General features: G+C 70.6%; 23 protein-coding genes. 11 read left to right on the top strand and 12 right to left on the bottom strand.

Features of this window, described 5'->3' with window-relative positions; translation table 11 throughout:
* Positions 1–337 precede the first annotated feature (337 nt).
* From HNR07_RS10640 to HNR07_RS10630, 3 genes are all read left to right on the top strand, one after another.
* Entirely contained in the window at positions 338–2032 is a 1695-nt protein-coding gene (locus HNR07_RS10640; protein WP_184364670.1) for an nSTAND1 domain-containing NTPase, read from the top strand.
* Positions 2033–2074: 42 nt separating this feature from the next.
* Positions 2075–2632: a hypothetical protein gene (locus tag HNR07_RS10635; protein ID WP_184364668.1), complete on the top strand. Its 558-nt coding sequence runs from the start codon at positions 2075–2077 to the stop codon at positions 2630–2632.
* An 84-nt stretch (positions 2633–2716) separates the two neighbouring features.
* The gene (locus HNR07_RS10630) at positions 2717–3166 is read left to right on the top strand and encodes a pyridoxamine 5'-phosphate oxidase family protein (RefSeq protein ID WP_184364666.1); all 450 of its coding nucleotides are present in this window, start codon (positions 2717–2719) and stop codon (positions 3164–3166) included.
* On the opposite strand, the gene HNR07_RS10625 is transcribed toward HNR07_RS10630, so the two are convergent.
* From HNR07_RS10625 to HNR07_RS10610, 4 genes are all read right to left on the bottom strand, one after another.
* Entirely contained in the window at positions 3163–4287 is a 1125-nt protein-coding gene (locus HNR07_RS10625; RefSeq protein ID WP_184364664.1) for an AAA family ATPase, read from the bottom strand. The genes HNR07_RS10630 and HNR07_RS10625 overlap by 4 nt on opposite strands.
* Positions 4271–5059, bottom strand: a complete 789-nt coding sequence (locus HNR07_RS10620) for an RNA ligase family protein (protein ID WP_184364662.1) — start codon at positions 5057–5059, stop codon at positions 4271–4273. The genes HNR07_RS10625 and HNR07_RS10620 overlap by 17 nt, the downstream gene beginning before the upstream one ends.
* A 66-nt stretch (positions 5060–5125) precedes the next feature.
* Positions 5126–6409, bottom strand: coding sequence for a DUF2786 domain-containing protein (locus HNR07_RS10615; protein ID WP_254417169.1), 1284 nt, complete (start codon positions 6407–6409; stop codon positions 5126–5128).
* A 125-nt stretch (positions 6410–6534) separates the two neighbouring features.
* Positions 6535–7332, bottom strand: coding sequence for an SAM-dependent methyltransferase (locus HNR07_RS10610; RefSeq protein ID WP_184364661.1), 798 nt, complete (start codon positions 7330–7332; stop codon positions 6535–6537).
* A 274-nt stretch (positions 7333–7606) separates the two neighbouring features.
* Between HNR07_RS10610 and HNR07_RS10605 the strand changes: the two genes are divergently transcribed.
* Positions 7607–9208 carry a cytochrome P450 gene (locus HNR07_RS10605; protein WP_184364659.1) on the top strand — a complete coding sequence of 534 codons (1602 nt, stop codon included), beginning with the start codon at positions 7607–7609 and terminating at the stop codon, positions 9206–9208.
* An 11-nt stretch (positions 9209–9219) separates the two neighbouring features.
* Here the strand turns inward: HNR07_RS10605 and HNR07_RS10600 are convergent, their stop codons facing one another.
* From HNR07_RS10600 to HNR07_RS10585, 4 genes are all read right to left on the bottom strand, one after another.
* Complete coding sequence (locus HNR07_RS10600) at positions 9220–10407, bottom strand: alpha/beta hydrolase family protein (protein WP_184364657.1); 1188 nt, start codon at positions 10405–10407, stop codon at positions 9220–9222.
* A gap of 176 nt (positions 10408–10583) precedes the next feature.
* Positions 10584–11252, bottom strand: a complete 669-nt coding sequence (locus HNR07_RS10595) for a LutC/YkgG family protein (protein WP_221318777.1) — start codon at positions 11250–11252, stop codon at positions 10584–10586.
* Complete coding sequence (locus tag HNR07_RS10590) at positions 11249–12685, bottom strand: lactate utilization protein B (RefSeq protein WP_184364655.1); 1437 nt, start codon at positions 12683–12685, stop codon at positions 11249–11251. The genes HNR07_RS10595 and HNR07_RS10590 overlap by 4 nt, the downstream gene beginning before the upstream one ends.
* On the bottom strand, positions 12682–13422 hold the full coding sequence (locus tag HNR07_RS10585; RefSeq protein WP_184364653.1) for a (Fe-S)-binding protein: 741 nt from the start codon (positions 13420–13422) through the stop codon (positions 12682–12684). Before HNR07_RS10585 ends, HNR07_RS10590 begins: the two co-directional genes overlap by 4 nt.
* Before the next feature lie 165 nt (positions 13423–13587).
* Here HNR07_RS10585 and HNR07_RS10580 point away from each other — a divergent pair, with 165 nt between their 5' ends.
* Positions 13588–14292: a FadR/GntR family transcriptional regulator gene (locus HNR07_RS10580; RefSeq protein WP_184364651.1), complete on the top strand. Its 705-nt coding sequence runs from the start codon at positions 13588–13590 to the stop codon at positions 14290–14292.
* Here HNR07_RS10580 and HNR07_RS10575 read toward each other — a convergent pair.
* Positions 14270–14581, bottom strand: a complete 312-nt coding sequence (locus HNR07_RS10575) for a hypothetical protein (RefSeq protein ID WP_184364649.1) — start codon at positions 14579–14581, stop codon at positions 14270–14272. The two genes, HNR07_RS10580 and HNR07_RS10575, sit on opposite strands and share 23 nt — an antisense overlap.
* Positions 14582–14744: 163 nt before the next feature.
* On the opposite strand from HNR07_RS10575, the gene HNR07_RS10570 reads away from it, so the two are divergent.
* The 5 genes from HNR07_RS10570 to HNR07_RS10550 all read left to right on the top strand — a co-directional run bounded on the left by HNR07_RS10570 (position 14745) and on the right by HNR07_RS10550 (position 21394).
* Positions 14745–15590, top strand: coding sequence for an ion transporter (locus HNR07_RS10570; protein ID WP_184364647.1), 846 nt, complete (start codon positions 14745–14747; stop codon positions 15588–15590).
* A gap of 140 nt (positions 15591–15730) precedes the next feature.
* Positions 15731–17425: a glucose-6-phosphate isomerase gene (pgi, locus tag HNR07_RS10565; protein ID WP_184364644.1), complete on the top strand. Its 1695-nt coding sequence runs from the start codon at positions 15731–15733 to the stop codon at positions 17423–17425.
* Between the two features lie 321 nt (positions 17426–17746).
* Positions 17747–18064, top strand: coding sequence for an SH3 domain-containing protein (locus tag HNR07_RS10560; RefSeq protein WP_184364642.1), 318 nt, complete (start codon positions 17747–17749; stop codon positions 18062–18064).
* Between the two features lie 428 nt (positions 18065–18492).
* Positions 18493–19512: an ABC transporter permease gene (locus HNR07_RS10555; protein WP_184364640.1), complete on the top strand. Its 1020-nt coding sequence runs from the start codon at positions 18493–18495 to the stop codon at positions 19510–19512.
* 70 nt (positions 19513–19582) lie between these two features.
* The gene (locus HNR07_RS10550) at positions 19583–21394 is read left to right on the top strand and encodes an ABC transporter substrate-binding protein (protein ID WP_184364638.1); all 1812 of its coding nucleotides are present in this window, start codon (positions 19583–19585) and stop codon (positions 21392–21394) included.
* A gap of 480 nt (positions 21395–21874) precedes the next feature.
* Here HNR07_RS10550 and HNR07_RS10545 read toward each other — a convergent pair whose 3' ends face one another.
* From HNR07_RS10545 to HNR07_RS10535, 3 genes are all read right to left on the bottom strand, one after another.
* The gene (locus tag HNR07_RS10545) at positions 21875–22399 is read right to left on the bottom strand and encodes a GNAT family protein (protein ID WP_184364636.1); all 525 of its coding nucleotides are present in this window, start codon (positions 22397–22399) and stop codon (positions 21875–21877) included.
* A gap of 9 nt (positions 22400–22408) precedes the next feature.
* The gene (locus HNR07_RS10540; protein ID WP_184364634.1) at positions 22409–23989 is read right to left on the bottom strand and encodes an asparagine synthase-related protein; all 1581 of its coding nucleotides are present in this window, start codon (positions 23987–23989) and stop codon (positions 22409–22411) included.
* A gap of 514 nt (positions 23990–24503) precedes the next feature.
* Complete coding sequence (locus HNR07_RS10535) at positions 24504–24917, bottom strand: hypothetical protein (RefSeq protein ID WP_184364633.1); 414 nt, start codon at positions 24915–24917, stop codon at positions 24504–24506.
* A 556-nt stretch (positions 24918–25473) separates the two neighbouring features.
* Between HNR07_RS10535 and HNR07_RS10530 the strand changes: the two genes are divergently transcribed.
* Positions 25474–26619: a helix-turn-helix domain-containing protein gene (locus HNR07_RS10530; protein WP_184364631.1), complete on the top strand. Its 1146-nt coding sequence runs from the start codon at positions 25474–25476 to the stop codon at positions 26617–26619.
* Positions 26620–26626: the final 7 nt, after the last annotated feature.

Genomic DNA, 26626 nt, shown 5'->3' with positions numbered 1-26626 from the left:
GAGAGGGACAGGTGCGTGGTGGAAACTTCGTACGTCAAACCGAAAAGCGCATCCGTGAAAAGGCGGCCCCACGGCCCTTGCCCGACCGATTGTGGAGGGTCGGGCAAAAGGCCTGAACACGGGGGAAGCTGACGTGGGAAGTTCGATCCCGCCGCTACGACGGGGCTGGTGGGCGCGGGTGAGGTGCCGTCGAGCGGTCGCGCGGGCGCGCGGGAGGTGCAGCGAGAAGGACACAGAAATGTCGCCGGGTCTCGAAAGGGGCCCTGTTTCATGGCACCATGGACAGCGCTGTTTCGAGCCAGGACAGTCCCCATTCTCGCTGGCCGGGAGCCGCTTCATGATACGAGCCGCCGTCGGGCGCGCGCCCGGACCTTTCGTCGGGGCGCGGCCTTTCCTCGCCCAGGACCGGGATTTCTTTCTCGGCCGTAGGGCGGAAACCGAGGAACTCGTGCGTTCCTGGTCCCGGTGCCGGCTCACCGTGCTCCACGGCGACAACGGGGTAGGCAAGACCTCCCTGGTCAACGCGGGGGCCTTCCCCGCCCTCACCGATCGCGGCAGCATCGTCCTGCCCCCGGGCGAGCTCTGCTTCGACCCGGCCTTCCCCGCCGCGGTCCTGCCCGGCCAGAACCCCTACACCCGAGCTCTGCTGGCGCTGTGGAGCCCGTCGGATTTCCCCACCCGCACCCCGGGGACGTCGATCACCGACTTCCTGCGCACCCACGAGAGCACCGACCGGCAGGGCCTGCCCCGCCCGGTCTTCGCCGCCCTGGACCAGACCGAACTCCTCCTGCGCCGCTCGACCGCACCCGAGCAGCCGCGCAAGGACTTCCTGGACGAGCTCTTCACCGCCCTGGAGCACCGAACCGAGCTGCGCCTGCTGTTGACCGTGCGCACCGAACACCTCGACGAACTCCGCCGCCTGGTGGACAAACGCGAGGTCGAGCACGCCGAGGTCGGACTGGTCCCCTTCGGCCCCGGCACCGCCGCCGACGCGGTCGCCCGCTGCCTGGCCCTGGTCGGTTCGCGTCTGGCTCCCACTGAGCCCGGGCGCCTGGTCGAGGAGGCCCGCACGGTCCGCGACCCGCGCGGGCGCCACCCCGCCCGCTCGGACACGGTCGACCCGTCCCTGCTCCAGTTCCTGGGGCTGGCCCTGTGGGAGGGAGCGGCCGGGTCCGGCACCACCCTGGTTCCGGACTCCGGCACCGAGATCGACCACGTCCTCACCGAACGCCTGGCCGCGGTCCTGGAGGAGGTGGCCGCCGAGCACCTCGTACCGCCCGACGTTCCGCACGCCTGGCTGCGCAGGGTGGTGGCCGCGGGGGAGAGGGGCGTGGGCCGCCCGGCCTGTGAGGACACCGGCAGCGCGCTCACCCCCGGTGTCGTGCACGCTCTGGAGGACCGCCACCTGGTCACCCCCAACCGGGACGGATCCGCCTATCTGTTGCGTCACCCGCGGCTGGCCCGACCCCTGATGGCGCTGCCCCTGACGCCCTACGCGCGGGGGTTGTCCCCATGGGCCGAGCGGGACCGGCTCGACATCGCCCGCGCCGCCCACACCCGGGGACAGGCGGAACTGGCCGCCGAACACGCGCGGCGGGCGCTGCGCGCCGAACCCGTTCCGGGGCCGAGGACGCGCGCGCTGCTCACCGCGCTCCTGGGCGACCTCGCCTTCGAGCGGGGCGACCACGCGGCCGCGGCCGGGCACTACGCGGACGCCGCACGGGAGCGGGAGTCGGTCGGTGACGGGGCCGCGGTCTCCCGGCTGCTGGTCGCCGAAGCGCGCAACCGTCTGCTGTCGGGGGATCGTTCGGCGGGTCTGGCCCGGCTGGGCGCGGCGGAGGAACGGGTGCACGCCGACCCCAGCCTGCGCACCGGGATCGGTCAGGTGCTCTGGCTGGCGGGGCAGGCGCAGTCGGCTTTGGACGTGCTGGAGGGGGCCATGGCGGGTGGCGGCGGGATCAGCGAGGCGCGGCGCACCCGGGGGGAGATCCGTGCCGAACAGCGCGGGGCGGCCGGTCAGGGGAGGTTCTGAGGCAGGGGCTGAAGGCAGTAGCCGAGGAGGGAGTACCCGAGTTTGGACACCACCGTCCTGGTGGCACTGATCACCGGTCTGATCACCGCGGCCAGTACGTTGGGGGCGACGGCGCTGACCGCCTACCGGAACGCGAAGGTCGAGCGCTGGCGGGCCGAGCACACCCTGGCGCGGGAACGGGAACGGCGCGAGTACGAGCGGGACCGGACCCGGGCCCGAGAGGTGCGCGACCGTCTCGAAGCGGTGCGCGGCAGTGTGCTGCGGCTCGACCTCAGCATGCGCTACATCGCCCAGATCCGTGCCCACGGGCCGCCCAAGCAGGGCGGCAACGATCTGCCCGAGCAGGTGCGCCAGGCCCGTACCCACCTCTATGAGGCGGTGATCGCGGTGGAACGTATGCGCGACGTCCTGCCCCCCGACCGCCAGGACCGGGTCGACGACCTGCGCGACGCGGTGGACCAGGTGTTCCACCACGTCCAGGCGCGGACGGGACGGAGCGTCGAGCCGGTGCACCGCAAGCTCATGACGGGTCTTCGGGCCCTGGCGGCGAGTGTTCCCGCCGAGCGGACCGCGGTCGGGCCCGATGCTGAAGACGACTGACCGCCCCCTCCGGAGCCGCCCGGTTGACCTCAACCGAGGTTGAGGTCGCATCATCACAGGAGCCGACCCGACCCGAGGAGAGCCGTGCCCGAGCCCGACAGCGTTCCCACCTTCCTGCCCGCACCCGAACACCTGCGCCGGCGCCTGGCCGAGGACCGCAACGTCTGGCTGTGCACCCTGCGCGCCGACGGATCGCCCCACGTGGTCCCGGTGTGGTTCGTCTACCTGCGCGAACGCTGGTGGATCGGGGTCTGCACCGCCTCGGTCAAGGTCCGCAACGCCCTCCGGGACCCCCGGGTGTCCCTGGCGTTGGAGGACGGCGACGCGCCCGTCGTCGCCCAGGGGCTGGTGACCGTGCACGAGCGCTTCCCCGGCGACGTGCTCGCCGCCTTCCACGACCGGTACGACTGGGATCCGCGCACGCCCTACGGCGCGGACCCTCGCCGGTCCCTGCTGGAGGTCGGCGTGACCCGCTGGTTGATGGCCGGGACCGCGCCCGACACTGTTCCGAACCGAGAAGTGGCGGGCCCCTAGCCGGTCACGGTCCGGGCCAGGTGGTGTGCCTCGGTGGGGTCGGGGCACTCCCAGCGCCGCACCAGCCGCTCCACCGCCGCGGCCGGTACCGGCGCCGACCTGCGGCGCATCCGTTCACGGAGCACCCGGGGCGGGGCCTCCAGGGCCACGATCTCCACCCGGGCCCGGTAGTCGGCGGCCAGGGACACCGCACGCGAGCGAAGGTCACGCGAGACGTGGGTGGCGTTCCACACGAACGGTCGGCCCGCACGCAGGTGCTCGCGGGCGCGCTCGGTCGCGGCGACGGCCACCGGGCGCTGGTCGGCGGTCGGCTTCACACCCAGCTCGGCGCGCAGCACGTCCAGGCTCACCACCGGCAGGTCCGGCCGGTGCGTCCGGATCCAGTGGTCCTTGCCCGCCCCGGGCAGCCCCGACATCACCGTCACGGTCAGCCGGGTGTCGTCGTGCGCCGCGTAGTCCGGGTCGCGGTCGGGCCTGCGGAAGAACCAGAACCGCGCGTGGTCGGAGGGGAAGTCGCGGGGGCGGTCCAGGCAGCGCTGCTCGGCGCAGTACTCGGCGTACAGACCGATGCTGTCCAGGACCTCGGCGGTGTCCCCGCACTCCCGGCCCAGGATGTCGGCGGTGGCCAGCAGCACCAGGTCGTCGTTGCGGGCCAGCAGGCTCGCGCGGAACGCGATCCGGCGCAGGTCGGGGCGCTCCAGCGCCCAGAAGGGGACCTGGTGGTGGCGGACCAGCGCCGCCACGTGCTCGCGCCACTCGACCGGTGCCCCGGCCTCCCACAGGATCCGGCGGGCCAGCAGGTCGCCCCGGCGGGAGTGCCCGTGCGCGGTCACCCGTCCCTCCTCGTCGCGCCGGGTGCACAGGGGCTTGGCCACGTCGTGCAGGAGCACCGCGGCGAAGAGCCGGACCCGCTCCCCGGCGGGCCGGGCCCGCCACTGCGGCAGCCCTGCCAGCGCCTCGCACGCCATCCGGGTGTGCACCTCCACGTCTCCCTCGGCGTGGTGCACCGGGTCCTGCTCGACCCCGGCCAGGTTGCGCACCCACGCGAAGGCCTCCCGCGCCCGGTCCCAGTCCAGGTCCCAGTACGGTGGCGCCGGGCACAGCTCATCGAACACCCGCATACAGCACCTCCGGGTCGGCCAGGGCGTTGGCGATCAGGGGCCGGTCCAACCAGTGGGCGCCCGCGTCCAGGACGGCGGTGGTGAACTCCGGCCGCACCCACTTGTAGCGGTCGACCGTGTGGTCGCCCTCCTCGACCTTCACGTACAGCCCTTCCATGAGGTCGGAGCCGTCCGTCTCGGCCAGGGCGCGCCCGGGGTCGGCCCCGCCCGCCCGCGCGGCCTCGGCCAGCGCCCGCCGCCACCCGGGGGTGCGACAGGTGGAGGCCCCCACCAGCCGGGTGAGTTCCTTGATCGAGGTCAGCGGACCCTCGTGCAGCACGGGCACCGACACCACGGGTGTCCCGGCCAGTAGCTCCCGCCTGCGCGCGGTGGACAGGAACACGCCCTCCCGGGTGTCCAGGACGTCGAACTCGCAGAAGTAGTGCGGCAGCGCGTCGTAGAACACCGTGTGCCTGGCGTACAGCCACTCGCCGTAGAGCACGTACCGCTCACCCAGCCGCGGCCACAGGATCGGCGCGACCGCCGCGGCCCAGGCCTTGAACGGCGCGAACTGCCGCTCCCGGGGACCGCCGGTCAGGTAGTGCCCCCGGCTCTGGAGCCGCAGCTCCCCACCAGGGCCGAAACTGATCCCGGCGTTGGCGCCGTCCAGCTTCTCCGCCACGACCAGGTGCCTACCGGCCAGCCGCTCGAACGGCGCGGCCGGCAGGTCGTGGTCACCTGGTTGCAGCCGCGACCCTCGGATGTGCCGGGTGCGGGGGTACTTGCGAAGCATGCGTCGGTTCTACACAGCCCGCGCACGCCGTGGCCACTGGTTTTCCCGAACCCGGGGCGCCGGGCCTCAGGCCAGCCTGGCGCGTGTGGTGCCCAGCGAGGCGGCGTCGGCCGCCGCGCGGCCCTCGTGCCAGCCCTCGGAACTGGAGGGGCCGCGCACCCGGGACGTGGTCAGGGCGCCGAAGGCCTCGTCCACGGCGGCCTCCACCGCCTTCTCCCGGGCGGCGAACACCGGCACCAGGTCCGTGCCGGTCTCGGCGGTGACCGCTTCCTCGGCGGCGCGCGCCGACTCGGCGAGCCGCTCACCGACCCGCACCGCGAACGCGGACATGAACGAGGACCGGAAGTCCTTGCGCGCCCCGCGCCCGGCCCGGTCCCGCTTCGAACCGCTCACCCGCATCGCCGACTCGGCCTGCACCAGCAGGGACGTGTACAGCAGATCCACCGCCTCCACGTCACCGGGGAAGCCCATCACGGTGCTCAGGCCCAGCTCCCGGTGCCACACGGCCCGGCAGTGGTTGGCCTCGGCGACCTCGTTGAGCAGTACCGCCCGGTGCTCGTCGTAGGGGGAGTCCACCGGGAGCCGGCGGGCCGCGGCTGCCTCGGGCTCCTCGGGGTCCTGCTCCAGCAGGGCGAGGTCGATGCTGTGCCGCGCCATCATCTCCTGGGCGCGGGCGGTCAGCGCCTCGGCCTCCTGCGGGAACTCGGTGGACTCGGCCTTGGCCAGCAGCGCGCGCACGCGTTGCAGGCGCCCCCGGTCCACCGGCGCGGCGCCGCGTCCGCCCGGGCGGAAGGTGCCGGGGGGCGGACCCAGCCGTCGCATCGGCGGCAGTACGCGCAGCAGTGCCAGCAGCCGGAGTATCACCTCGACCGCCTCGAACCTCAGCAGTCCGTGCTCGCCGCTCAGCCGGGCCAGGTGTGCCTCGGCCGCGGCCGGGCCGCTCACGCCCAGCGAGCGCACCTGCTCGGTCCAACGCGGGTCCACCGAGGCCGCGGAGTGACGCTCCAGGTCGGCTGTGACGGCGTCCGCGCACACGGCCGCGGCCAGCGGACCTGACTCACGGGTCACGTGCCGGACCGTCTCCACGGGCTGCCAGCCGCGCGCCCACGCGTCGGCCACCGAGAACAGCAGGGTGTCGAAGAGCGCACGCCCCGCCGCCCCGGCCCAGGCGGGGTCCTCCACGTCGGCCAGCCGGGCCGCGGCCAGGTCCACGCCGCCGCCCTCCTGCCCGCGCACCAGGGCGTCGACGGCGCCGGTGACCACCTCCACGGGGGTGTCCGAGGGGCCGGGGCCGGCCCATTCGGCTGTCGCCGTCCGCGCGTCGCCGCGTCTGCGGCTCTTCCTGCTCACGGTGGTTCTCCCCGGTCGAAAGCTGTTGGGCCCGCAGGCTTGGTGAGCCCCTGTGGAGCCGACTGGCCATCCTACCGGCCGGTCACTCTTGGCCCCGAACCGGGAAGAACCGACGTCCGTCCAGGTCAGGGCTTGCGCGCCACACCGCCGTACTGGGCGGCCTCGCGGACGTCGCCGACCTCGGAGGACTCCGGGCGCCAGAACGGGAGGGAGACCACACCGGGCTCCAGCAGCTCCAGTCCCTCGAAGTAGGCCTCGACCTGCTTCGGGCTGCGCAGGTGGATGGGCAGCGCCGCGTTCTCGTTCCAGGCCACGGCCGCGTCGATGATCTGCTGACTGGTGTCGGTGCTGTCGTTCAGGGCCAGGAAGCTGCCGGAGGGCAGGGCTTCCATGTAGGTCCGCACCAGGGCGTAGATGTTCTCGTCGACCGGGTAGTGCACGAGCGTGCCCATGAAGGTCAGCGCGATCGGCTGGGTGAAGTCCAGGTGTTCGCGGGCCTGGGCCAGCAGGGGTTCGGGGTTGAGGAGGTCGGCGTCGATGTAGTGGGTACTGCCTTCGGGCGTGCTGGTCAGCAGGGCGCGGGCGTGGGTGAGCACCATCGGGTCGTTGTCGACGTAGACCACCTTGGCGTCCGGGGCGGCGGCCTGGGCGACCTCGTGGGTGTTGTTGGCGGTGGGCAGCCCGGTGCCGATGTCCAGGAACTGCCTGATGCCCTCCACCTCGGCCAGATGGGTGACCGACCGGATGATGAACTGGCGGTCGGCGCGGGCGATGTCGGCGATCTCGGGGAAGGCCTGCTCGATCTGTTCGCCCAGCTCGCGGTCGACCGGGTAGTGGTCCTTGCCGCCGAGCCAGTAGTTCCACACCCGTGCGGAGTGGGGGACGCTCGTGTCCAGCGGGGCGGAGGGGGTGGTGTCCGTCATGGGGGCCTTCCGGCTCGGCGTCGCATCCTGGAATCAGCGGAAGTATCCACCCTCCCGGAGGCCCCGGGCAAGCACGGGATCCCTTCGCCCGCAGGGGTTTTCGTGTTCGGATCCGGGTGCTTTCCGGGCGCTGTGCCGTCTTGGTCCGACTTCGCCTGTGGTGGAACCCGGTGCCCGACACCGAAAGGTGCGCCTTTCCTCGCGGAAGCACTCCGGAAACATCGGGGACATAGCGTCGCCCCAACCGGGCCACCTACCAACTTACGGAGTCTCCATGAGCCAGGGAACCGGGTCCACCGGCGGCAGCGACGCCGCCACCGGCGGGTCGGAGGGCACCGCTTTCGGCGGGTCGGGGGGAGCCGCGCGCTGTCCCTTCACCGGGGAGGGGGCGCTGCCCCTGCACCGGGGGCCGGACCGGGGGGAGGCGTCCGCCGCGGAACTGCCCTGGGAGCAGCTGCGCTCGCAGTACGGCGGGCTGGTCCCGGTGGAGATCGCCCCCGGGGTGCCCGGCTGGCTGCTGCTCGGATACAAGGAGAACCTCCAGGTCCTGCGGGACCAGACCTACTTCTCCGCCGACCCGCGCCCCTGGAGCCCCAGCGGGGTTCCGCCCGCCCGCAGCGGGGCGCTCAACCGCGACGGAGACGAACACCAGCGGCTGCGCGTGCCCATCGTGGACGCGCTGGCCTCGGTCGGAACCCCGCAGCTGGTCCCGGCGGTGGAGCGCGCGGCGGTGCACCTGATCGGCCTGGTCGAGTCGGCGGGCTCGGCCGACCTCATCGGTGACTACGCCGCCCCGCTGCCCGCGCTCATCCTCAACGAGCTCTTCGGCCTTCCCGACTCCTACGGGCACCTGCTGGCCGACCTCACCGCCCGGCTGTGGAGCGGTGACCCGGCCCGGGCCGAACCCGCCGCCCTGGCCGTGCGCTCCTACTTCGAGGGGTTGGTCGCCCGTAAACGCGCCGATCCTGGGCAGGACATCACCAGCCTGATCCTGGAGCACCCGCACGGCCTCACCGACGACGAGGCGGTGGAGGCGCTGTCCCTGCTGTGGGAGACCGGGCACGAGCCCACCACCCACCTCATCGGCAACGCCCTGCTCAAGCTGCTCGAAGACCCGAACGTGTGGACCGCCTACCTGGGCGGCACGCTCACCCCGGAGGACTTCGTCGACTACGTCATGTGGACGGACTCCCCGATCCGCATGCTCGCCGGGCGCTACTCGACCATGGACATCGGGTTCGCCGGGGCCCGGATCCGTCAGGGCGATCCGCTGCTCTTCGGGTTCGCCTCCGCGCACACCGACCCCTCGGTGTCCCGGGTTGCCGACGACGCCATGGCCCTGGCCGGAAACCGCTCCCACCTGTCCTGGGGCGCCGGGGCCCACCGCTGCCCGGCCACCGCCTTCACCCGGGAGCTGGTGCGCACCGCCATCGACACCGTCGTGGACCGGATGCGCGGCATGGTGATGGCGGTCGAGTCCGCCGAACTGCGCTGGCGCGCCTCGCTGAGCGTGCACGGCCTGGAGGAGCTGCCGGTGTGGTTCACCCCGACCGGGGAGCGCGACCAGCGGGGGGAGCGGCCCGAGGAGTCCAGGCCCGAACCCGTGGTCACGCGCTGGGTCCGCCGCAGGAAGCGCAAACCCGCCGGTCAGGGCGCCCGTTACCAGGCGCCGCTGCCCAGGGGTGGCCAGCCCGAGGACGGCGCGGCCAAGAACGAGACGCCCGCACCGGCCGCTCCCGCGCGGACCGCCAAACCCAGGCCGCGCCGGGCCGCGCCCCGAGGGGCCGGGGCGCGCTACCAGGCACCCTTCGCCGAGGAGACGCACACCCCCGACCCGCTGGAACAGCTCCTGCACACCTGGCGCCCCAGGGGCTGACCCCGCAAGCGTCACCGCGTCCCGGGATCCACCACGACCAGCTCGGGGTGGACGCTCTCCGGGTCGTCCAGGAGCGGCTGCTCACCGCCGCGCAGGTGGTGGTCGAAGTAGGCGGTGGCGTAGGCGCGCACCAGGTCCAGGCCACGCTCGACCGGGAGGTCGCCGAACTGTGCCCGCCACTGCTCCGAGCCGAGGGTGTCCCGCAGCCCGAGCTGCTCCATGAGCACACCGCGGTCCAGCACGTTGGAGTGTCCGGAGCCGGTGACCTCGATCCACTGGCGCCAGCCGGTCAGGCCGGCCCAGCGCTCGCCCCAGCCCTCCCAGGGCCGTCCCTGGCCGTTGGCGAGCAGCGCCAGGGGCTTGTCGATCCCGCCTTCGGACTGCGCCGGGTAGTAGGGGCCGTCCAGATTCAGCCCGGCGTGTACGCGGTCCTCGGTGAGCAGGGTCTGCGCGGTCGCGGACCCGCCCCAGGAGTGCCCGGCCATCCCGGCCCGTCCGGTGTCGAGGAGGTCGGACCACCGCCAGGTCCCACCCCGCTCCAGTTCGTCCAGGAGGAAGGTGACGTCGTCGGCCCGGTTGACGGCGCCCTCCTCCCACCGCTGGGTTTCGCAGGCCCCGCACCGCTCCACGAGCCCGTCGGGGAACTCCACCGCCGCGGCCTCGTGGCGGTGGTCGACCCCGGCCACCGCGAAGCCGTGGCTGGCCAGCTCCTCGGCGAACGCGGACGTCCAGGTCCTGGACATTCCCGCGCCGGGGGAGAACACCACCAGCGGCAGGCCACCGTCGGTGCGCAGCGGAGGCACGTCGGCGACGGCGTTGGTGCGCACCCGGGTCAGGGTGTCGGCGGGCAGGTGGCCGTACCCCTCCTGGGCCAGGACCGCCTCGGACTCGGCCTCGGTCAGGTAGGGCGCCGTACGCCCGGCGTCGGTCCGGGCCGGGTACCAGAGCGTCACCACGAGCTCCCGGTCGCCGCCGAACCAGATGTCCTCTCGGCCGGTGTCCACCAGGTGCAGGTCGGTGGTGCCCACGGGGGAGGGGCCGGTGGGCTCGGGCAGCGACGCCGGGGGAGCGGCCGTGGTCTCGACCGCGTCGGCGGGTTGGGCCGCGACCGCGCTGCCGGTCACGACGGTGATCGCCGCCGTGGCCAGGGCCAGGGCCGAGGTCGGCACCGGGGGAACGGGACGCGTGGGGTAGCGCATCGGGGAACCTTTCTGCCGTGGACTCTCTGCGTTCCCCGCAAACGCTAGGAAGCGGGGCCCGGTCCGCACGAGGGTGCGTACCGTAGACCCCGCTGAGCGCAGACCGGAACCCGCGCGGTGGGGCAGGCCCCACCCGGACCCGCCCCACCCGCGGGCTCACTCCGCTTGGCCCGCCGTCAGTCGGCGGACTCCACGACGAGTACCTCCAACGTGCGCGGCCCGTGCACGCCCTCCACCCGGTTGAGCTCGATGTCACTGGTGGCCGAGGGTCCGCTGATCCACGTGAGCGGGCGCTCGGGGGCCAGCAGCCGCACGGCCTGGGGCACCCCGTCCACCACCTGCTCGGCGCGCACCACGCACAGGTGGTAGTCGGGGACCAGGGTGACCGCCCGGCGGCCCTGGTCCGGGCCGGCGTCCAGCACGATGGTGCCGCTCTCGGCGATCGCCACCGCGCACCCGGTCACCACCCCGTCGCAGCCGTCCAGCTCGGCCACCGACAGCGGAGCCCCCGGGGCGTCGACGATCCGCCGCGCGGACACCGAGGCGAACCACTCCTCGGGAACCCCTTCGGGGACCGCCACCCGCTCCGCCCCGCGCCGCTCCAGCGCGGCCGCGATCCGCCCCGGCAGCTCGGCCGCCGAAACCCGCTCCACCAGCGCCTTGTAGTCCAGCAACCGGTCCACCAGCACGTCCATGGTGGGGCCCTCGGCGTGGCTGTCGGCGTAGTCGCGCTCCAGCGCGCGCTCCACCGGTTCGTCGGCGGGCACGTCCGCCAGCGCCTCCCGCACCCGGGCCAGCACCCTTTCCCGTGATCCGCCCGCGCCGACCTTGTTCACTCCGCTCAACGCCCTTCCCCCTCCCGCTGGTCGCGCTTGTTCCACCACTGCCGGAACGACTGCCCGGGCACGTCCGGGAGGTCTCGGGTGTCCGTCCACTTCCCGGCCATGCCCGGCAGGTGCCGCGGCAGGTTCCCGCCCACCGCTCCGGCCGCGCGCTGCACCGCGTCCAGTGCCCTGGCCGAGCCGAACACCGCGTCGGCCCCGGCCATCACGGCCTTCTCGCCCGTGTGCCCCGGACCCCGTGCCACCTGCTCGCGCAGGTGCACCAGGACCTCGGGGATGTCGATGGCCACCGGGCAGACGTCGTAGCAGGCCCCGCAGAGCGAGGACGCGTACGGCAGCGCCTTGTCCGTCTCCGAGGACATCCCCTGGAGCTGCGGGGTGAGGATCGCGCCGATCGGACCCGGGTAGACCGAACCGTAGGCGTGGCCGCCGGTGCGCTCGTAGACCGGGCAGATGTTCAGGCAGGCCGAGCAGCGGATGCAGCGCAGCGCCTGGCGTCCCACGGTGTCGGCGAGCACGTCGGTGCGCCCGTTGTCGAGCAGCACCAGGTGGAAGTTCTGCGGGCCGTCGCCCGGGGTCACCCCGGTCCAGGTGGAGGTGTAGGGGTTCATCCGCTCGCCCGTGGAGGAGCGGGGCAGTAGCTGCATGAACACCTCGAGGTCGGACCACGCGGGCACGATCTTCTCGATGCCCACCACCGAGATCAGCGTTTCGGGCAGGGTCAGGCACATGCGTCCGTTGCCCTCGGACTCCAGCACCACCAGCGTCCCGGAGTCGGCCACCGCGAAGTTGGCGCCCGAGACCGCCACCTTGGCGCGCAGGAACAGTTCGCGCAGGTGGACGCGGGCGGCCTCGGCCAGTGCCCTGGGGTCGTCGGTGAGCCCGGGCGGGGCGGGCACCCCCCACTCGGCCATCTGCCTCAGGAAGACCTCCCTGATCTGCGCGCGTCCCAGGTGGATGGCGGGCACCAGGATGTGGGAGGGCAGATCCTCGCCCAGCTGCACGATCAGCTCGGCCAGGTCGGTCTCGTAGGCGGTGATCCCGGCCGCTTCCAGCGCGTTGTTCAGCTCGATCTCCTGGGTGGCCATCGACTTGACCTTGACCACCTCGCGCTCGCCGGTCTCGTGCACCAGGCGGGTGACGATCGCGTTGGCCTCGGCGGCGTCGGCCGCCCAGTGGACGGTGCCCCCCGCCCGCTGGACCGACTCCTCCAGCTGCTCCAGATAGTGGTCCAGGTGGCGCAGGGTGTGCGTCTTGACCCGCTCGCCCTCCGAACGTAGCCGCTGCCAGTCCTCGCCCAGTTCACCGACGACCGCGTCGCGTTTGCCGCGGATGGTGCGGGTGGCCTTGTGCAGGTTCTGCCGGGTGCGGGAGTCGCCGACCGCCGCGCGGGCGGCCTCGGGAAAGGGCGGAAGGCCCAGGAACGTGGCGCTCATGCGTGCGCGTACTCCTTCTCGGTACTGGCCAGGATCTCGGCGATGTGCGCGATGCGCATGCCGGAGCGCTGACGGGACAGGGTGCCGCCGATGTGCATCAGGCAGGAGTTGTCCACCGCGCACAGGACCTCGGCGCCGGTTCCGACCGCGTGCCGGGCCTTGTCGAAGCCCATCGCCGCGGAGACGTCCGCGTTCTTGACCGAGAACGTGCCGCCGAACCCGCAGCACTCGGCGGCCCCGGGAAGTTCGAGCAGCTCCAGGCCGCGGACCGCGCGCAGCAGTCGGTAGGGGCGGTCGCCCAGGCCGAGGAACCGGAGGCCGTGGCAGGTGGGGTGGTAGACGACCTTGTGCGGGAAGTAGGCGCCCACGTCGGTCACCTCCAGTACGTCCACGAGGAACTCGGTGAGGTCGTACACGCGCGGGCCCAGGTCGGCCATCTTTCGGGAGAGCCTGCTCCCGCTCCCGCCCAGCTTGGGGTAGTTGTCGCGGACCATCGCGGCACAGGACGCCGAGGGGACCACGACCGCGTCGGCGTTGCCGAAGGTCTTGGCGAAGCGCACCGCGAGCTTGGCCGCGGGGCGCCGGTAGCCGGTGTTGTAGTGCATCTGCCCGCAGCAGGTCTGGTCGGGGGGAAAGACCACCTCGTGCCCGAGCCGTTCCAGGAGGCGCACCACCGCCCGTCCGGTGTCGGGGAAGAGCGTGTCGTTGACACAGGTGATGAACAGCGCGATCCGCATGGGCCTCCTTCGCGACCCGGCCGGTCTGCGCCCAGCCCAACGGGGCCCAGCCGGGATCAAGTGGTCCGACCACTTTTGCATGATCATCGAGAAGGAGGCAAGGGGGCATGAGTGGAAGGAGCCGGTAGAATCCCGGTGTGATCAGTCCAGGCTTTGGAGGAGAGGGTGGTTGACGGCGTGCGGACCCCGGTCGCCCAGCGGACCGTCGAGCAGATCAAGGCGATGATCTCCGACGGAGAGGTAGGACCAGAGCAGCGTCTGCCCACCGAACGCGAACTCTCCGCCCGGCTCGGGGTCTCCCGCGGGACCGTGCGCGAGGCGATCCGCTCCCTGACCACCCTCGGCGTTCTGGAGGCCCGGCACGGCGCGGGCGTCTACGTCACCGCGCTGCGCCCCGCCGACCTCCTGGAGGCCTTCTCCGTGCTGGCCGAGGTCTCCCGCGACGAGACCCTGCTGGAGGTCCTCCAGGTCCGCCGGATGATCGAACCCGCCGCCACGGCCATCGCCGCCGCCCGTGCCACCCCCGACGACCTGGCCCGGATCGGCGCACTCCTCGATCGTATGGAGGAGGACTTCCCCGCCTGCGCACCCGCCGAGCACGGTGCTGCCGACCTCGGTTTCCACCAGGCGATCGTGGCCTGTGCGGGTAACTCCACCCTCTCGGCCATCCACGCCGGACTGTCCTCGCGCACCTTCAACGAACGGGTCTGGGCCGGCCACGGCGAGGCCGGGCTGGTCGAGACCCTGCACGAGGACCACCGGCGCATCCACGAGGCCCTCCTGGCCCGTGACCCCGAAGCGGCCCGCGCGGCCGCGGCCGCGCACGTCCTGCGCGTGGAGCGCTGGCTCAGCCTTCGAGCCGCCGGTTGATCCGCTCGGCGTACTCCTCCGCCCTGAGCAGCCGGGCCAGCTCTTCGCGTCCGGGCCCGGGGACGGCTTCCCCGTCGGACTCGGGTGCCTGCTCGGGAACCTCCTGACGGAGCTCGGCGTCTATACCGAGTGCCTCCCGGTCCTCGATCTCCTCGATCCGGTAGTCCTCGGGACGCTCCTCCAGGTACTCCGCCACGGCGGTGTCCTGGTCCGGGGCGCCCACGTCCAGCTCGGCGTCCACGTCGTCGATGTCCTCGGCGTCTCTGTCGAAACCTGCGGATTCCGTCACCGGCGGCCCCCTCGCCTCGGTTTCCTTATCTCGATCATGCCTGGTCGGGGCAGTAGGCGCCAGTAGGGAAGACACCCGGGGCGACGAGTGCGAAACGGGGTGCGATTCCCGGCGATAGGCTTTTGCGCTGTTATCCGACACAACGAACGGAGTCCCTCCCACCGTGACCGTGCGCGAACGGGTCCGCAAGCTCGTCGACTCTTCCTGGTTCCAGGGCAGTGTCGTCACCCTCATCCTCGTCAACGCTGTGATTCTGGGGATCGAGACGTCGCCCCGGCTCATGGCCGAACACGGCGACCTGCTGCACGGGACCGACATGGTGATCCTGACGCTCTTCGTGGTCGAGCTGTCCCTGAGGGCCTACGCGCATCGGGGAGCCTTCCTGCGAGACCCGTGGAGCTGGTTCGACATGGTGATCGTGGGACTGGCCCTGATGCCCTCCTCCGGCCCCTTCGCGGTGCTCCGCGTCCTGCGCGTCCTGCGGGTCCTGCGGCTGCTCTCGGTGATACCGACCCTGCGGCACGTCGTGGCGGGGCTGTTCCGGGCCCTGCCCGGAATGGCCGCCATCCTCTTCCTGGTGGTCCTGCTGCTCTACGTCTCCGGCGTGATGGCCACCAAACTCTTCCAGGACGTCTCTCCGGAGCACTTCGGAGACCTGCCCACCTCGCTGTTCACGCTCTTCCAGATCTCCACGGCCGACAGCTGGTCCGCCATCGCCAAGGACGTGATGGAGCACCAGCCGCTCGCGTGGATCTTCTTCGTCACCTTCGTCCTCGTCTCCACCTTCGTCGCGCTGAACCTGTTCGTTGCGGTCGCGGTGGAGGCCCTGGAGAAGGACACGGACAGCGAGGCAGAGGGAGGGACCGGGCCGGGTGCGGGGGCCGAACCGGGGTACGGGCCCGGAGGGGGTAACGGCCAGGAACAGATCCTCGCCGAACTCCGCGCCCTGCGCGAGGAGGTCGCCTCCCTGCGCGGAGAGCGCCAAGGCAGCGCTGAGCACGCTCCCTGATGCTCTGACCCGCACGGAAGAGCCCATGGTTGGCGGCTTTCATGGGAGGGTAGAGACTCAGCCGCACACGGCGGACGCGGCGTTCGGACCGAGCACTCCGGCGCCGCGCCGACCGACCATGGACGACGAGGAGCGACCGGATGTCTGCGAGTACACCCCTCCCTCGAACCGAGGACGTCGGAAGCCGGTCCGGCATCCCCCTGGACCGCCGCGAGGAGTGGGCCCGGCTGTCCGAGCACCGTGACCGGTTCGGCGCCACCCACCTGCGGGGCCTGTTCGCCGACGACCCCGCGCGGGCCGACCGGTACACGCTCGGTGTCGGAGGACTGCACGTCGACTACTCGAAGAACCTCGTCACCGACGAGACCCTGCGCCTGCTCGCCGAGCTGGCCGACGCCACCGGGGTGGCCACCCTGCGCGACGCCATGCTGCGCGGCGACCACATCAACCTCACCGAGGACCGCGCCGTCCTGCACACCGCCCTGCGCGCCCCGCGCTCCGCCGTGATCAGGGAGAACGGCCACGACGTGGTGCCCGAGGTGCACCGGGTCCTGGAGCGGATGGCCGCCTTCGCCGAGCGCGTACGCGCCCGCACCTGGCTGGGCCACACCGGCAAACCGGTGACCCGGGTGGTCAACATCGGGATCGGCGGCTCCGACCTGGGCCCCGCCATGGCCTACGAGGCGCTGCGCCCGCACACCGACCGGGGGCTGGAGTTCCGCTTCGTCTCCAACGTCGACGGCACCGACCTGCACGAGGCCCTGGTGGACGCCGACCCCGGGCGCACGCTGTTCGTGGTCGCCTCCAAGACCTTCACCACGATCGAGACCGTCACCAACGCCGAGGCGGCCCGGGACTGGCTCCTGTCCGGGCTGGGGGAGGAGGCGGGCTCCGACGCCATCGCCAAACACTTCGTGGCTGTCTCCACCAACGCCGACGAGGTCGCGAAGTTCGGCATCGACACCGCCAACATGTTCGAGTTCTGGGACTGGGTGGGCGGCCGCTACTCCTACGACTCGGCGATCGGGCTGTCCCTCATGGTGGCCCTGGGGCCGGAGCGGTTCCGGGAGATGCTCGCCGGCTTCCACCTCATGGACACCCACTTCGCCACCGCGCCCGCCGAACGCAACCTGCCGTTCCTGCTGGGCCTGCTCGGCGTCTGGTACGGCGGCTTCTTCGACGCCCAGTCCCACGCGGTACTGCCCTACAGCCACTACATGTCGAAGTTCACCGCCTACCTCCAGCAGCTCGACATGGAGTCCAACGGCAAGTCCGTCCAGCGCGACGGCCGCCCGGTCAACTGGCAGACCGGCCCGGTGGTGTGGGGCACCCCCGGCACCAACGGCCAGCACGCCTACTTCCAGCTGCTGCACCAGGGCACCCGGTTCGTGCCCGCCGACCTCATCGGTTTCGCCCGACCCGCCCCGGACCTGCCCGAGGGGCTGGTGCCCCAGCACGACCTGCTGATGGCCAACCTCTTCGCCCAGGGGCAGGCCCTGGCCTTCGGCCGCACCTCCGCCGAGGTGGCCGCCGAGGGGGTGCCCGCCGACCTGGTCCCGCACCGCACGTTCCCGGGCAACCGGCCCACCACCACGATCCTGGCGGGCCAGCTCGACCCGTCGGTGCTCGGCCAGCTCGTCGCCCTCTACGAGCACAAGGTGTTCGTGCAGGGCGCGGTGTGGAACATCAACTCCTTCGACCAGTGGGGCGTGCAGCTCGGCAAGGTCCTGGCCAAGCGGGTCGAGCCCGCCCTGACCGAGGGCACCGAGGTCCCCGACCTGGACCCCTCCACCGCCGCACTCGTCCGGCACTACCGGGACCTGCGCGGCCGCTGACCGGACTTCGGGGCGTGTGTCAGACGGACGTGGCACGCGCCCTTTCTGTGTGTCCGGGGCGCCTTCCGCGCGCGAGGAGAACCGTCAGGCGAAAAGGATGAAGGTCTTTTCGGAAGATGTGCGGGTTCTGTCCGCATGTGGCCGGTGCCGATGGCCGAATGTGGCCCGAGGGGTGTTGATGGAGTCCTTCTTGGTTATCGTCACTATGGATCCAGATGAAAGTTAAAGAATAAACTTTCGCTGACATCCGTCCTCGGACGATTTGCTCCCGAAGCCGAATGACCGGAGGAATATCCCTTGCGAGCCAAGAAAAACGGACGTGTGTCCCGAGTCGCCGCGCCCCTGGCCCTGGCTGCGGCCGCTGTGTTCGGCGGCGCCTTGCTGACGGCGGTCCCCGCCCAGGCCCAGCAGCAGGACGCGGCGGCACAGAGCGTCTTCTGTCCGTACCGAGTGACCGTGAACGTGGCCAACGTCCGTTCCGGCGCGGGTACCAGCCACAGCTTGGTGCGGCACGTCTACCGGAACAACGAGTTCTTCGCGACCCAGTCGCAGACCAACGGTTTCCGAATGATCAGGCCCGGGGAGTGGACCGCCTCCTCCAACCTGACCAGAACCGGCGGTAACTGCATGACGACTTAGGGGCCGCAGAAGTTCCCTGGCTGAGAATGGCCTGCCAGGGTGGGGCGGGCTTTTCTCGGGAAGAGCCCGCCTGCTCATTTCATTATGGTTTCTCATTCCGGATTTTCGTCAGCCCCGGCCTGGTTCGCTGTGCCATGGTGAACCATTGCTGGCCTTCCCTGGCCCCTGCCGCCCGGAGCGAGGAGCCAGGGAAGGCCTCGACGTGTGCGCCGGCGACCGTCCTGGCGGTCAGGCCCTTCTCGTCCCGGCTGCGCGGCGGATTTCCTTGAGCGGTCCACTGAGGCAGGAACCGCCCGGAGTGCCCGCTTCTCCCGCCGTGCGAAGCGGGACTCCGGTCGTCGGCGCGGAAGCTGGAAACCCCCACGCCACTCGTGCAAACTCTGCGTAGTGATGGAGATGCGCTCAGAGATAGCAGGAGGCAGTGGTACATGACCGCGCCGATGGACGTGCCTGAGTCGTCCCAGCACGCCGAGCCAGAAGCGGTCGTAGCGGGGGCCAAGGGCGCGGCCAGCCGTTCCCTGCGCCAGATCGCCTGGCAGCGCTTCCGCAAGGACAAGGTCGGCATGACCGGCGGCGTCGTGGTCGTCCTGCTCATCCTGGTCGCGCTCTTCGCGCCCGTGCTCACGGCCCTGTTCGGGTACCCGCCGAACCAGTTCAACCAGGGCCTGGTCGACCCGCTCACCGGAGGGGTCCTGCGCGATCCCGACGACCCGGCCCAGGGCCTGGACCCGTGGGGCGGTATCAGCGCGCAACACCTGCTGGGCGTGGAGCCGGTCAACGGCCGCGACCTGTTCAGCCGTATCGTCTACGGCGCCCGGACCTCACTGCTCGTGGCCACCGTCGCCACCGTGGTGTGCGTGGTCATCGGCACCGTCCTGGGCATCCTCGCCGGTTACTTCGGCGGCTGGGTGGACGTGGTCATCAGCCGGACCATGGACATCTTCCTGGCCTTCCCGCTGCTGCTCTTCGCGATCGCCCTGGTCGGCGTCATCCCCGACGGCGCCTTCGGCCTGGCCGGGAACAACCTGCGCATCGGCGTCCTGGTGTTCATCATCGGCTTCTTCAACTGGCCCTACATCGGGCGCATCGTGCGCGGGCAGACCCTCACCCTCAAGGAGCGCGAGTTCGTCGAGGCCGCGCGCAGCCTCGGCGCGGGCAGCACCCACATCGTCTTCCGCGAGATCCTGCCCAACCTGGTCACCCCCATCCTGGTCTACTCCACCCTGCTCATCCCCACGAACATCCTCTTCGAGGCGGCGCTGAGCTTCCTGGGCGTGGGGATCAACCCGCCCATGGCCACCTGGGGCGGCATGTTGGAGAACGCGCTGCGCTTCTACACCACCTCGCCGCACTTCGTGATCATCCCGGGCCTGGCCATCTTCATCACCGTGCTGGCCTTCAACCTCTTCGGCGACGGACTGCGCGACGCCTTCGACCCGCGCTCCTGACGACTGACGCACCCGCCCCGGGGCCGTGCGCCGCACGGCCCCACCCCAGAACCCGACCAGGAGGCTTCAGGTGACCACCCATCACTCCACGTGCCAGGAGCCGCCCAGGCGGCGGCGCGGCGCGCTCCGCCGCACCACCGCGCCGGTGGCCGCGGGAACCGCCATGGCACTGCTGCTGGCCGCCTGCGGCGGCGGGGGCGTAGGCGGCGGCGGGGTGTCCGACGCCGAGTTCAACGAGGGCGAGACCGCGATCGTCAACCCCTCCGACGAGACCGGCGGCACCCTGCGCTACGCCATCTCCGCCGACTTCGACTCGCCGGACCCGGGCAACACCTACTACGCGTTCAGCTGGAACTTCTCCCGCTACTACGCGCGCACCCTGCTCACCTACACCGAGGCCCCCGGCGAACAGGGCATCGAGCTGCAGCCCGACCTGGCGGAGGAACTGCCCCAGGGCAACGACGACTCCACCGAGTGGACCCTGCGCATCAAGCAGGGCCTGCGCTACGAGGACGGTTCGGAGATCACGGCCGAGGACGTCAAGTACGCCATCGCGCGCAGCAACTTCGGTGACCAGGCGCTCCCCAACGGCCCCAAGTACTTCGTGGACCTGCTGGCCGACAGCGACGACTACGAAGGCCCCTACGCCAACGACGACGACCCGCTGGCCGGGTTCGACGGCATCGAGACACCCGACGACCACACCCTGATCTTCCACCTGAACAAGAGCTTCGCCGAGTTCCCGTACGTGCTCATCCAGCCGCAGACCGCTCCGGTGCCCGCCGACGCCGACCGCGGCGAGCAGTACCAGAGCCAGGTGGTCTCCTCGGGGCCCTACAAGTTCGACGGGGAGTACCGCCCCGGCGTCTCCCTGCACCTGGAGCGCAACGAGGAGTGGGACGCCTCTACCGACCCCGTCCGCCGCGCGCTGCCCGACCGCATCGAGGTGGAGCTGGGCGTCGACCAGAACGAGATCGACCAGCGCCTGGTCAACGGCGAACTCGACGTCGACCTCGGCGGTACCGGTGTGGGCCCCGCGATGAAGGGCACCGTCATCACCGACGAGGACCAGCGCCACAACGTCGACAACCCGCAGACCAGCACCCTGCGCTACCTCAACATCAACACCGTCATGGAGCCGCTCGACGACGTGGCCTGCCGCCAGGCCATCATGTACGCGGCCGACCGGGACGCGCTCCAGCGCGCCTGGGGCGGCGACACCGGCGGTGACATCGCCACCCAGATCATGCCCGGTTCGCTGCCCGGCGCCGACCCGAGCATGGACCTGTACCCGTCCGACGACAACAAGGGCGACCTGGAGATGGCGCAGGAGAAGCTGGAGGAGTGCGGCCAGCCGGACGGCTTCTCCACCGCGATCGGTGCCCGAGCCGACCGCCCCGCCGACGTCAGCACCGCCGAGGCGCTTCAGCAAGCCCTGGCCCGGGTGAACATCGAGACGGAGATCAAGCAGTACCCGTCCGACACCTACACCAACACCCAGGCCGGTTCGCCGTCCTTCGTCGCCGACAACGACCTGGGCCTGACCGTGTACGGCTGGGCGCCCGACTGGGCCAGCGGCTACGGCTTCATGAGCAAGATCCTGGACGGTGACGCCATCCAGGACGCCGGTAACGCGAACATCTCCGAGCTCGACGACGACCAGATCAACGAGTGGTTCGACGAGGTCGTCGCGGTGGAGGACGCCGACGAGCGCGCCTCCATCTACACCCGTATCGACGAGCGCGCGATGGAGGAGGCCGCCATCCTGCCGGCCGTCTTCGAACGCACGGTGCTCTACCGCCCGGCGAACCTGACCAACGTCTACTACCACGCCGGGTACTCGATGTACGACTACATGGCGCTCGGAACAACCCGGGAGTAGAAAACAGCAGGCAAAACCTAGTTTGCCGTGGGTCGGTAGCGTTCCTCTACCCCCCTGTGGGACACCTGTGGGGCAGAAGTAGGGGGCTACCGGCCCGCTTCGCGTTTTTTCAGAGCCTGATCCAACGGCGCCACGAGCGACCACTCGGACCACCACAGCCGCTCATCCAACGACTCCTCCCACAGCTCCTCAAGGTCTTCTCTCAGCCGCTTTCGGCCCGTCTCCGTGGGGTGCTTGTAGGTGCCCGGAATTGCCGTCTCAAAGTGCCCCATACGCTTATCTGCCAACCCTGGCGGCACACCAATCTCGTCCAACCACGACCTGTGCGAATGCCGGGTCAGGTGCGGCGTCGCCTCCGGATGCAACGGTGCCCAGCACGTCACCACCGTCCGCCCCTCCACGAGACTGTACCCCTCTGGTTAGGGCGGGAGACATGGACCTGGAACGTCGCCCGGTTCCTCCGTCTCATCGTTTCTTGGATCAGGCAGTGGCCTGGGTGGTCAGGCCGAGCGCGTCGAGGTCGAGGCGTTCCGTACGACGAGCCATCAGGTACAGGTGTCCGGCGCTTCGGTCCTGCTCCTTGACCAGGCTGTAGCCCTGGGTCTCGTAGTACTTGACCAACTCGGGGAAGAAGCACCCGCGCCGTACCCACTGGAGGCCCTGCCGCGCTGCTAGGTCGACCGCCCACAGAGCGATCACCGTTCCCGGCTTGTGCTCCCGGTAGGCCGGATCAGTCACGGTTGTGAACAGGTACAGGGCCGGTTCGGCGGCCTCTTCGAGCGTCCAGTCCTTCGGGGGCGCCTGGGTCATGACCGTCGTGCACCCAACGATCCGACCGGCGTCTTCGAGAACCCACATGAAGCCGCTTCCGGCCTGCCCGGCGAGGTCGTCGACCATGCCCCGCCAGGTCTCCAATCCGCGTGCCTCCTGCCAGGAGCAGCGTGCACGGATCATCTCGGCCACCCCGGGGACGTCACCCTCGGTGGCCAGTCGCATGACGAACATGGGGTCCTCTCAGGAGTTCAGGAAGGCGGTGGCGGACATGTGCAGGCTCAGGACCTCCAGGAGTTTGGAGTCCTGCTCTTCCCGGTAGCGGGCAGAGGTCAGATGCTCGACCGCGGTTCGCAGCCCGTCCGGGTCGACCAGGCCCTCATCGAACAGGGGCGACCCTTCGGTCAGCATACGAGCGAACAGGGCGGGCGCGTGGGTGATCAGGGAATGCTCGATGACCTCGGCGAATGACTCACGCTCGACGGGGTGAACGACGTCCTCGCCCATCCCGATCGCTCGAAGGCGCTGGCGCTGCACCTGCTTCAGCTCACGCCACGCGAACGGGAGTTGTTCGCCGAGTTCGACCATGACCGGATCAGCGAACGGGTGTACCGGCCACAGCCCGTGGCGCAGGAGCACCGGGGCGTTGCTCTCCAGCGACAGCAGGGTCATGGAGTTGACCCGGGCTGGGGGCGCGATCCCGTCGTCGGCGAACTCCAACGCGGCTTGGGCGCGCCGACCCACCCACGGCAGGATCTGAGCATCGGTGATCTCTCCCAACCCCAGGTGCGGCTCCTCCTCCGGGGTGAGGGCCACCATCTCGTCACCACCCAACCCCGTCACGACGGTGCGGGCACCGGCAGCGGACAGGGACCGGGCCATCTGGACGAACGGGTAGTGCAGCGGGTCCTCGGTTGGGCTGATCACGTCACCCCCGACCCATCGGCAGCCGGGCGCCAGGGGCGGGTGTTTCATGGCGTCGATGACGATGTCGGTGTCGGCGAACTTGGCCTGGGAGCGCATCTCGGCGCGGCGCCGGATCTGCTGTTTCCGTCCGGGCCCGCCGATCAAGAGCGTGGCCGTGGGCAAGAGTCCGGGGTGACGTTCGGCCGCGCGGGTGGCCACGGTGCCTGAGTCGAACCCGCCGGTCAGGTGGAACAGGGTGGTCTCCTCGACCCAGGGACGGCGGTCCATCGCGGTGTCCATGGTGTCCACGAACGCGCCGAGGACGTCGGCGTCAGCCGCCAGTTGGCGGGGTTGCCGGTGCAGTGCCGGTTCGGGGTAGCTGATCCACAGGGACCCGCCGAAGTGCGCAACGGCGCGTTCAGTGAGTCGGTGCACGCCCCGGAACAGTGTGTCGCTGGAATAGCGGGGCCGGTAGATCAGCAGCCGGGCCGCCTCGCGGGGGTTGATCCCGGTGACGTGGTCGCGTAGGTCGGCCATGTCCCAGGACCCGAACAGGGATCGGCCGTCGTCGGCCAGGTAGAGGGGGGTGGTTCGGGCTGATCCGGCAGTGATTCGGGCGGGCTGGGCGGGTTCGGTCTCCAGGAGCACGAAGTCGGTCGGCCACTCGGTGACGGACTCGCGCGCCTGGTCGTATTCACCGGGGGTGAGGGTGCGGACTTCGGGGTCGCAGGCCGGGCGGTTGGCGACGCGCTCCCGAACGATGATCAGGGTTCGGCGTCCATCGGTCGCGCCCAGGTGCTCGAGCATCGGGTGGTCGAAGGGCTCGATTCGGCTGTGCTGGTCGAAGGTGCCGTAGCACGCCCCGGACCAGGTCCAAGCCGGATTCTCGCTGTAGGGGGTCAAACGCAATCGCAACATGGAGTGCTCCGGGGCGTGCGTCGGTTCAGCGGGTTAGGTGGTTAGCGCTTGGTGGTGTCGTAGGTGTGCGCGGCGTCAGAGGACCCCGAGCTTTTCTTGTACTCGTGGGACTGCTCAGGGCTCTGCACAACGTTCCGGGGAGGGGTGGTGAACATTCTGTTCACTGTGGGCGGGGCAGGCGGGGCCATGAAATCGTCCATCGGATTCTCCATTAAGGCAGTGGGCTACCGCTCTTCAGGTGGTGGCGCCCGGCGAGAGGTGTCGCCCCCGGGTAGAGGACGACATCGGTCCGCGCCCCCGCCTTTCAGCCTTGACTTACTCGGCGGGTGCCCGGAGTACTAGGAACTGTCGGGACCGAGCCCCCACGGGGTGCCCCACCCGTATGTGGAGGCGCGGCCGTCTGACGGGTCTACCAGCTCGTGCCGCTGCACCGTCCCTTCATGGACTATGGCGCGACGCCTGAGTCCGCGCGCCCGATGGGGTTACACCCCAAAGGGCCCGGACGCGCGAGGGTTTAGTGGGTTGTCAGGATGCCGCGCCGTTGCCAGTGGCCTGCTCTCATCCACGGCTCCTGCGCTGGCTTCCAGGTGGGGTGTGTGCCGGGGACGCGCGCCCACCACATGTCCAGGTCGCGCATGTCTCGGAGCCGGAAGGCGCCGCGTGCCCATGGTTGGGTGAGAGGGGTTTCCAGGTCGCTCTCACTGGTTCGTGCAGGAATTTCGTGGACACACCAGTCCTCTCCGAGGTGCACGCGGATGGCCGCGACCACCCGGTCACCGTCCCTGATTTGCAGATCGACGGTGCCGGCCGCTTCCACCACCGGGTGCAGGCCGTCGTGTTGCGCTGCGGTGATCAGGCTGGAGGCCAGGTCCATGGGGGTCTTCGAGTACTCGTTCGAGCGGGGTCGGGCGTTGGGCGAGTAGGACACGGATGAGTTGGGTGAGCGGTGCGAGGTCGGGGCGGAGCGGCGGTTGGCACCGCCACAGTCGCACCGGGGCTCTCACAGCGGCCTCCCCAGGGCGGGCGAGCGCTGCCCCCACGTGCCGGGGCGTCTCATCCGCTCCTCCAGCTCAGCGGGGGAATCACACATCAGAGTGGGCTCCACACCAGCCATACGGGCAGTGGCCATCCACGACCCGCCGTTGGACCGCCACACTGCCCATTCCCGGCACCAACGGGCTTTGAGCCGCTTCAGCTCCGCAATCTCCATCCGGGCGAGTAGCCGCTCCACCGTCGCCGCGGTGACAAGCTCGACAACATCCACGTGCGAAGCCACCCACCGCCCCGGGTCGTCGCTGGCGTGAGTGACGTGCCAATCGGGGTAGTTCGCTGCAAGCTGTTCGTAGGCGGACACCTGATCCACCGTCCTCACCGCCGTCGCCCCACATTCAAGATCGGTCTCTGTACTGTGGTTATGACGCTACGGACACACCCCAGCCCGGACCACGGACCGGGAGTACGAGTCACCCCCCACCGGAGCCCCCATGGCCAAGCGCACACCCCCCTCTACCCGGACTGCCAGTCAGGGTTCGCTCCCACGGGCGGATGCTGACCGTGAAGGCCGGGTATCGGGGTACGTACTCAAGACCATCCGGCAGACCGTCGGCTTCACCCAGGAGCAGCTCGCTGAAAAAGCCCGGGTGGACGTGTCCACGCTCCAAGGGTGGGAGTCCGGCCGACGGCCACTGATGTCGGTGTCTGCGGGCGCGTACCTGAAGCTGCGCCACCTCCTTCACCGGCTGGGGGCATCGCCCCGGCTCCTTTCCCAGCTGGACACAGGGATAGAAGCCGACCGGTTCATCGGGTACATGCTCGCCGCGGACGGCCTCATCGACCTGGAAAACCACCCGTTGGCGACATGGGTGATCACCAGGCCATTCACGGAGCTGGTGGCATGGCCGTTCACGGGCGCGGTCCCGAACGAGCTGAAGGAAGCCGCACCGATACGCCGACGTGGCCCGTCAGGGACCGGGCCGGATCTGGCCGTGGATGAGCGCCGCCACATGGTCGACCACCTGCGGGCCGCAGCGGAGCAGGCCGCGAAGGACTCAGTGGAGGGTGCGCTGCTTCGGCGGCAAGCCCACTACGTGGCGGGGTTCGACAAGTCCTCGGAGACCATCGAGTGGCTGGCGGTCACCCAGCGGGCGGAGCAGCGTCGGTTGGGCAACGAGGTGGAGTGGACTCCGTCATGGGCTGTGGTGCGTTCGGGGGCGCACACGTTGGCTCGGGTGGGGGATGAGGGGGCGCTGCCGTCGTTCATCGATGTGCACATCTCCACGGACGCCTGCGAGATCGCGAATCTCAACTACTGGGCGTACTGGTTGGGGGAGATCGCGGACCCGCAGTTAGCGGACACGTTCATGGTGGAGCTCGACCTGGACTCCTGGCACGGTGACCGGCTGCTGAAGCACCTGATGGGCCGCCTGACCCCCGACAACGTGTACGTGGACGTGGTCTGCCACACCTTGTGGGCGCTGATCATCCGTAAGCCGGGCCTGTTGGGGAAGAAGATTGCGGATGACCTGGTGGGCGCGGTCAGCAGGATGCTGCAGGAGGGTGTCATTTCGGCGCAGTCGAAGCGCGAACTTGAAGAGGTGTCCTACGCTCTTCGCACGGTTCAACGGCGCTAGAAGGGTC

This window comes from Nocardiopsis metallicus, assembly GCF_014201115.1.
Lineage (GTDB): Bacteria > Actinomycetota > Actinomycetes > Streptosporangiales > Streptosporangiaceae > Nocardiopsis > Nocardiopsis metallicus.
The sequence above is the reverse complement of the archived record's forward strand: the minus strand, read 5'-3'. Positions and strand labels throughout refer to the sequence as shown.

Bases quoted from the DNA above. Each gene is read 5' to 3' on its own strand.
- HNR07_RS10640 (WP_184364670.1), top strand. From the start codon at position 338: ATGATACGAGCCGCCGTCGGGCGCGCGCCCGGACCTTTCGTCGGGGCG.
- HNR07_RS10625 (WP_184364664.1), bottom strand. From the start codon at position 4,287: ATGCGGGTGTTCGATGAGCTGTGCCCGGCGCCACCGTACTGGGACCTG.
- HNR07_RS10620 (WP_184364662.1), bottom strand. From the start codon at position 5,059: ATGCTTCGCAAGTACCCCCGCACCCGGCACATCCGAGGGTCGCGGCTG.
- HNR07_RS10610 (WP_184364661.1), bottom strand. From the start codon at position 7,332: ATGACGGACACCACCCCCTCCGCCCCGCTGGACACGAGCGTCCCCCAC.
- HNR07_RS10605 (WP_184364659.1), top strand. From the start codon at position 7,607: ATGAGCCAGGGAACCGGGTCCACCGGCGGCAGCGACGCCGCCACCGGC.
- HNR07_RS10600 (WP_184364657.1), bottom strand. From the start codon at position 10,407: ATGCGCTACCCCACGCGTCCCGTTCCCCCGGTGCCGACCTCGGCCCTG.
- HNR07_RS10590 (WP_184364655.1), bottom strand. From the start codon at position 12,685: ATGAGCGCCACGTTCCTGGGCCTTCCGCCCTTTCCCGAGGCCGCCCGC.
- HNR07_RS10585 (WP_184364653.1), bottom strand. From the start codon at position 13,422: ATGCGGATCGCGCTGTTCATCACCTGTGTCAACGACACGCTCTTCCCC.
- pgi (WP_184364644.1), top strand. From the start codon at position 15,731: ATGTCTGCGAGTACACCCCTCCCTCGAACCGAGGACGTCGGAAGCCGG.
- HNR07_RS10555 (WP_184364640.1), top strand. From the start codon at position 18,493: ATGACCGCGCCGATGGACGTGCCTGAGTCGTCCCAGCACGCCGAGCCA.
- HNR07_RS10545 (WP_184364636.1), bottom strand. From the start codon at position 22,399: ATGTTCGTCATGCGACTGGCCACCGAGGGTGACGTCCCCGGGGTGGCC.
- HNR07_RS10540 (WP_184364634.1), bottom strand. From the start codon at position 23,989: ATGTTGCGATTGCGTTTGACCCCCTACAGCGAGAATCCGGCTTGGACC.
- HNR07_RS10530 (WP_184364631.1), top strand. From the start codon at position 25,474: ATGGCCAAGCGCACACCCCCCTCTACCCGGACTGCCAGTCAGGGTTCG.